8 protein-coding genes are annotated in these 6,512 nt (G+C 37.4%); 5 read left to right on the top strand and 3 right to left on the bottom strand.

Features of this window, described 5'->3' with window-relative positions:
* The coding region (locus BGM27_RS08545; RefSeq protein ID WP_483297756.1) for a thermonuclease family protein at positions 1 to 369 on the bottom strand (369 nt) is incomplete at its 3' end.
* A 263-nt stretch (positions 370 to 632) separates the two neighbouring features.
* On the opposite strand from BGM27_RS08545, the gene BGM27_RS08550 reads away from it, so the two are divergent.
* Positions 633 to 1,067: an SMI1/KNR4 family protein gene (locus BGM27_RS08550; RefSeq protein WP_076982859.1), complete on the top strand. Its 435-nt coding sequence runs from the start codon at positions 633 to 635 to the stop codon at positions 1,065 to 1,067.
* 43 nt (positions 1,068 to 1,110) lie between these two features.
* Here the strand turns inward: BGM27_RS08550 and BGM27_RS08555 are convergent, their stop codons facing one another.
* Complete coding sequence (locus tag BGM27_RS08555) at positions 1,111 to 2,124, bottom strand: hypothetical protein (RefSeq protein ID WP_020954204.1); 1,014 nt, start codon at positions 2,122 to 2,124, stop codon at positions 1,111 to 1,113.
* Between the two features lie 266 nt (positions 2,125 to 2,390).
* Between BGM27_RS08555 and BGM27_RS08560 the strand changes: the two genes are divergently transcribed.
* The 3 genes from BGM27_RS08560 to BGM27_RS08570 are packed head-to-tail and all read left to right on the top strand — an operon-like array spanning position 2,391 to position 5,379.
* Entirely contained in the window at positions 2,391 to 4,301 is a 1,911-nt protein-coding gene (locus BGM27_RS08560) for a T7SS effector LXG polymorphic toxin (RefSeq protein WP_020954203.1), read from the top strand.
* A 5-nt stretch (positions 4,302 to 4,306) separates the two neighbouring features.
* Complete coding sequence (locus BGM27_RS08565) at positions 4,307 to 4,795, top strand: antitoxin YezG family protein (RefSeq protein WP_020954202.1); 489 nt, start codon at positions 4,307 to 4,309, stop codon at positions 4,793 to 4,795.
* A gap of 14 nt (positions 4,796 to 4,809) precedes the next feature.
* Positions 4,810 to 5,379, top strand: a complete 570-nt coding sequence (locus BGM27_RS08570) for an SMI1/KNR4 family protein (protein WP_020954201.1) — start codon at positions 4,810 to 4,812, stop codon at positions 5,377 to 5,379.
* A 295-nt stretch (positions 5,380 to 5,674) separates the two neighbouring features.
* Here BGM27_RS08570 and BGM27_RS08575 read toward each other — a convergent pair whose 3' ends face one another.
* Positions 5,675 to 5,764: a putative holin-like toxin gene (locus BGM27_RS08575; protein ID WP_076982784.1), complete on the bottom strand. Its 90-nt coding sequence runs from the start codon at positions 5,762 to 5,764 to the stop codon at positions 5,675 to 5,677.
* A gap of 254 nt (positions 5,765 to 6,018) precedes the next feature.
* On the opposite strand from BGM27_RS08575, the gene yunB reads away from it, so the two are divergent.
* Positions 6,019 to 6,512, top strand: a 494-nt coding sequence (gene yunB, locus BGM27_RS08580) for a sporulation protein YunB (protein WP_217031240.1), incomplete at its 3' end; no start/stop codon positions are given.

Raw genomic sequence — 6,512 nt, forward strand, 5'->3', positions numbered from 1 at the left:
CTTCTTAGTTTCAGGAGTGTCAACAAGCAAATAACGAACTGTTTTGATTTCGCCTTTATAGTTAACTTTAATCGTATCTCCGTCAACCGTTCTGTTAAGTGTTACATCGACCAGCTTTTTCTTATTGTCAGATGTCTTTTTATCCGACGAATCCTTCTTTGAAGCATTTTCGGCTTTTTCATTTTTGTCATTATTGCTTTTGTCGTTTGATTGGGTGTCTGCCTTTGTCTCTTTTGCATTCTTTTCTTCTTGCTGCGTTGTTTTAGCTTTATCTGAATCTGTTTTATCTGTAGAAGCAGAATCAGACCCACACGCAGCTAAAGAAAAGCTTAGAGATAATGCGGCAATACCTAACAACCATTTCTTCATTGTAATTCCCCCAAATTTGTTTGTTCTGTCTCTATATCGGACAAACCTTCCTAATTATAAATATAAAACCAAAGATTGTAAATTTGATTTTGTCATTTTAAAACAATCAAATAAAGTTGTGTGGTAAAATTTAGTGGTCTAAACCTTAGAGGAGGGAAAGTTATATGGAAGAAGGGAAGTTAATTCAAATGACTCTTAATGGAATAAAGGAAGCTGTTTCTAAATACGGAACATTCCCTATGTTTCATCATGGAGGGTATGTCATGGAAGATGCTACTTTTCATTTCAAAGATCCTGCTAGTCCTCAAGAAATTAGCGATATAGAACAGAAGCTAGGTGTTACCTTCCCTAATGACTATAAAGAGTTTTTGTTACAGCACAATGGGATGGAAATGTTTGATGGGATTGAAATACTTAGCTTAGAGGGAATCATTGAATATAATGAGGTTCAAGATTTCCCAGAGGGATACGTTTTAATTGGATATCATTTTGATGGAAGATATGTCATAGACACAAACAAATCAAAAAATGGATTAGGTTATATGCTATATCTAGACTCAATTGATGATATTGAAGATGCGATTAACTTAGATTCGAATTTTGAAATATGGTTTGATATGTTAGTGTCTTCTAATGGAACGAAATATTGGGAAGTGAATCCGAATATCCGAGAGTATTATAAACTGGTTTCAGAATAAAAAGACTCCGCATAGGAGTCTTCATCTACATTCATCTACAATTTTACTTCTTTTTTGTATAAGAAGCCCACCATGGATTTACTTCTTTCCTGTGAAAATTCACATCGATAGGAATTAAATTGCTTGTCTGATTTCCTCCACCGTACTCTCTAGGTAGTTGATGATGAATCTCAAATTTTACCCAAGTTTTTTTGCCGTATTTTTTATCATACCAGTTCCTATATGCTTTGCGTTCTGTAGTTCCCCATTTTACTCTTTTATCGCTAGGCACCCATTTAATAAATGCATTAGATGGAGCTAATATATTTAATCCTGATTGCTTATCTGTGTAATTGGAGGGGAAAAACATTCCCTTCATATTCGTTAGGTATAATCCTTCAGTCCAGGATATCGTTCTAACAGTTGGTTTTTTCCCTGCCCAAGTAGCAATTGCGCCGCCAGTATACTTCCAAAATGTTGTTTTGTTTACATTAATAAATTGATGAACTTCCGATCCCTTTTTCACCTGAGTCCCTACAAAGGTCTTTCTAATAGTATGGGGGCAAGTAAACTGTTTGTTATAATAGCCACTCTTGCATAAACCCTGATGTACTTCTGCTGACGCAGGAGGAATTCCTACTATTTTTGAAATTTCAACTCCGTGCATCACTTTATTAACTTTTCCACCTAAAAAAGTGTGACTGAAATAGATAATACTTTTTGCTTTTTTCTCAACAGTTTTCCGTTGGTTTTCAGAGGTGACTTGTCCAGATGATGTCTGATTACCATCTTTGTCATAAGCTATATAAGTTTGGTATGAACTTTCAACATCCATTCCTTGTTCCTTGGCGATTTTTTGCAGCTTACTTTCTGATCCGGCTAATTCTCTTTTAGATGAATCGGTGTTTTGCGGTTTTTCATTTACTGTTGAGATACGTTTGTTAAGGTCAATGCCAGTTGCATTATTGTCAGTGATTTCTTTGTTTACCGTTGCCTTTGCATCATAGAGGGGATAGCAAGAGAATAATAAAGAGAGAGCTATTACAACTAACCAAATGCTTTTTGACACATACTTCATAATGGTTTTACACTCCTTTTTCTTCTGTTTAAACCTGTTATGAGTATCTGAGGTGTAAATAAATAATATATTTTACAATTAATACCTCCTTTCGTGAGGATAGTATCACCTTTTCCATTTTTTATCAACTGAATTAAGCCTATTTTAAGATTTTGTTAAAGTACAAATCTCCTAAGAAAGAGACCTTCAACAAAACGAAGAAGCTCTCCTTACATGTGATTTAATGTGGTAAAATTTAGATAAGATTGAGTGGGAAGGAGACGGATATGAAAGTATTTGAAGCATCCTCGTTGATTTCAGCAGCTGAAAAGCGAGCAAAAGAATACGATCAGATTAGAGAACAATTTATTAATCTCAGAAAAGCATTTCAAGGAATGGCTGATTTAGATGACAGTGAGTTTTCGGGCAAAGGTGCTGATAACATCAAAGCATTCTTTCAAGACCACGCCGGCGTCACAGACAGCTGGCTTGATCTGATCGACATGAAAATTGCGTTTCTTAACAGTATTTCAGGAAAAGTAACTGATGCGGGACTGGCCGATTCGTTTGTGGAAGAGTCATTTTTAGAACATGAGTTGATTCATGCGAATAATAAATCAAAAGCCATCATTCAAGAGCAGCGGAATGAAATGAGGGATATTCTTAACGAGATAAGCGATATTGTTCATATTGATGTTTTCTCGACAGAAGATGTCGAACAAAAGCTGGAGTCAGCAGACAAGAAACGGGACAATACCATACACAAGCTCGGCAAGCTTGATCACGATCTAACGAAAGAGTACGCAGAAACCGAGGCGAATGAACATTTCATTCAGGCAGATTTTCAACAGCTTCAAAATGCCACGGGTAAAGGGAAAAACGCAACACCACTTCACTATAACGCCAAAGCATACCGTGAAAGCGATATACATAAGAAGAAAGGCGAGATTGCAAGACATTCGGATGCTTATCTGACGTTTAAAAAGGAAGAAGCGAAAGAGCGGGAAATCAAGGATCTGCAGAAAAAGCTCGCTGATGGAGTAACTGATCCTGATGAATACTTGGAGATTGCCAAGAAGATCGGTTACGAGAACCTTGAACCTTCCCAACAACAATATGTGATGCAGCTTGAACAAGCAAAACAGCTGGAAGAAGCCGGAGAAGTGACTTGGGATATTTTAAAAGGTGTAGGCATAGGGGCATATGATGTCGGGAAAGACACGGTTAGCGGGTTATGGCAACTAATCACTAAACCCGATGAAGTTGTTGAAGGTATCATAGGGGCAGTTGCTCATCCGATAAACACGTATAATGCCATTTCAACAGCTATTGAGGAATCGTATCAAAAAGATATGGTAAATGGAGATGCGTATTCCCGATCAAGATGGGTGACATATGCGATAGGTACAGTAGTTACCTCTGTAGTAGGCACAAAGGGAACCGGTTCTCTTACAAAAGCAGATGTAGCTGGAAAAGTCAGCTCTAGAGTCAGTAAAGCAAGCCAAAAGATGAAAGATGTCTCAATTGCTGATTTATTGCCTTATAATCCACGTTACGATGTTGTTCCGGCTGGAGGAGTTCCTTATAATGTAGTTAACAGTGGAGGATTGAAAGACAGTATATTAAACTTTGCCAAAAAACAAAACAGTATCTTCGGCACTTCCCCGACTGGTAGAAGGCTCCCGGTACCTAAAGTACCTCCTGTAACTGTTAAATACGGTGAACATTATGCGAAATGGTCGAGAAGAAAGACACTAAAGCCTAATGTTATTTATAAAACAAAAGAAGGCTATTCCTATAAAACCGACAACTATGGCAGAATTACAAATGTTGATGCTGATTTGCAATTAGGCGAGGGAAAAAGAAATCAATATGCTCAGTCCAATGTTGGTAAGCCTCAAGATAGGCTACCAGATGATGATGGAGGCCATTTGATTGGCAGTCAATTTAAAGGATCAGGAGAAATTGATAATTTGATAGCCCAGAACAGTCAAGTTAACCGTTCTGGTGGGGAATGGTACAAAATGGAGACTGAATGGGCAAATGCACTAAAAGAGGAACCTCCAAGAAAAGTTAAAGTGAAAATTTCACCTGTTTATAAAGGAGATTCACTAAGACCAGATTCTTTTGAGATAATGTACCACATTGAAGGAAAAGGGTTTTATGAAAAAATCATAAAAAATAAACCTGGAGGTTGAGCACGTTGGAGACAAAACTAAACAATCTATATAAAGAGATTGCAGAAACAATAAATGAAATGATCCCCGAGCAATGGGAAAAGTTTTGGTTTTATGCACAAGTTTCGGAAACAGGAGGAGGAACTTATTTTTATTACAATACTCCCGACGAGCCACAAAATTACAAGTATAGCTTAGAAGTACCTTTTATTTTTACAATTGATGAAGATGACTTTACTGAGAAAAAGAGAAAGTTGTTTGATCTGAGTGAGAAGCTACGAGAAGTATTCAAGGAGAACGATCAAGAATTATGGTATTCGTTTACGCTAAGCCTTGAAAGAACAGGCAAATTAAATATCAGTTTTGATTACACTGATTGGTTTAGCACTGATTACAGCTTCAGTGATCAACACATCATATGGAAACATAAGTATCTAGGTGAGGAACCGTCTGATGCGTCTCTAAAAGGGATAATTGAGAAATATAAAGCTGATTATCCTGAAAACCCGATCTAAGTGGAGATTTTGGAATGAGCATACACGATATCACTGAAAAAATGAACAAATTTAATTTAAAGTATTACGCATCAAGCGATGAACAAGAAAGCAAAAGAAAAATCAAAGCATTTGAAAACGAATTAAACATAAATCTTGATGAGGTTTACAAAGAATTCGTTGTAAGATATGGCGGGAGCACGATACAAGCAGATAATGTTTTATTTCCAAGCTTAGAAGAGAATCCATTGGCTAGTAATAATTATTTAAGATTAGGGCTATTTTATTGGTTTGGGATAGGCGATACTGACTTTGATGTCAAATCAATGACAGTTACTTATAGAGAACAAATGCCAGATTGGATTATCCCGATTGCTGATGCTGATGGAGGAGATCAAATTTGTCTTGGTGTGAAAGGAGAAGCAGCAGGAAAAGTTTATTTTTGGGATCATGAATTGACAAATGGAGTAAAAGACACATTTTTGGTCGCAAACTCTTTCTCTGACTTCATTCAAAGTCTGTTTATAGAAGAGGCAACAGATGTGGACGATGAAGACGATGGTATTTTATCTATTGAGCTAGATGATGATTTATTAAACAGTTAAGCAAAAGTATTGCAATTGTGATGAGGTAGCCTGGAACAGGGATTCTCAATCAAAGTTGAAGTGGTTTAATCCATAAAGCAATAGTATTGCAAATACCATTTTTATGTGGTTATAATTAGTGTAGGTAATACAGTTATATGATTATTTGTGCATTTTGATTTGGGAAATGCATAAAATAAAAAGACCAGGGTGCTACCAACACCCCGGCTCTGTACAAAAAGCTACCCATCAAAGGGCTTGCTCGATGTTGTTCATGATAGACCTAACCCTTCAGGTTTCCAGGCTCAAGGGAGGTCTATTTTTTATTTATATACGTCAACAAGGCGATTATAAACGACCCAAATGCAAGCATTAACATTAATGCCTGAAATGTTGACATAAGCATCACCCCCTTTCGTAGGGGATGAGCAAGACTCCCTTGAGTGAGCATGCTTTAATGTACAGGAATCATTATACACTAATTCCAAATATATGTCTGTGATTATTGGAGCCTTATTGCCAAGCTGAATAGGTCTGATACATGGACATCTGTGATCCGAAAGAAAAACAATACTTTATTCCGGGGTTTTTAAGTGTGAAAATAAATTACTATGTCCCCCCTTACAAGCATACATTGTGATATGTAAGGGGGGATTTTTCTTGCCTAGATACCGGAGCGCTCTTCGCAAGAGAGGGCCTTTGCCTTTTCGGTATGTGCTTCTTCTGTCGTTTGCTTTTTTTACTATATCGACGGTCATTAGCCTCTGGATGATCAACTCCTCAATCAAACCGGTGCTGATGAACATAGGAGAAATGGAAACCAAACGGGTGGCGACAGAGGTCATTACGGAATCCATTGAAGAATACATGTCTCACAGCGACAATGTGAAAGATATGGTCGATATGAAAACGGATGAAAACGGAAAAGTCACAACGATGGATTTTAATACACAAATGGTCAACAGTATGAAGGCGAAAGTGACAAAGCAGCTTCAGGCTCATTTGAAGGAAGTGGAGTCGAACAATAAACAGCATGAAACGGAAAAAGGCGGGAAAACGGCCGATGAAATTATGATTAACATCCCTTTAGGGCAGGTCACGGGAAACAGCATTCTCGGAAATCTGGGGCCGAAAATCCCCGTGCGCTTTAACCT

Source organism: Bacillus sp. FJAT-27001, from assembly GCF_019039175.1.
Lineage (GTDB): Bacteria > Bacillota > Bacilli > Bacillales > Bacillaceae > Bacillus > Bacillus velezensis.

Bases quoted from the DNA above. Each gene is read 5' to 3' on its own strand.
- BGM27_RS08550 (WP_076982859.1), top strand. From the start codon at position 633: ATGGAAGATGCTACTTTTCATTTCAAAGATCCTGCTAGTCCTCAAGAA.
- BGM27_RS08555 (WP_020954204.1), bottom strand. From the start codon at position 2,124: ATGAAGTATGTGTCAAAAAGCATTTGGTTAGTTGTAATAGCTCTCTCT.
- BGM27_RS08570 (WP_020954201.1), top strand. From the start codon at position 4,810: ATGAGCATACACGATATCACTGAAAAAATGAACAAATTTAATTTAAAG.
- BGM27_RS08575 (WP_076982784.1), bottom strand. From the start codon at position 5,764: ATGCTTATGTCAACATTTCAGGCATTAATGTTAATGCTTGCATTTGGG.
- BGM27_RS08560 (WP_020954203.1), top strand. From the start codon at position 2,391: ATGAAAGTATTTGAAGCATCCTCGTTGATTTCAGCAGCTGAAAAGCGA.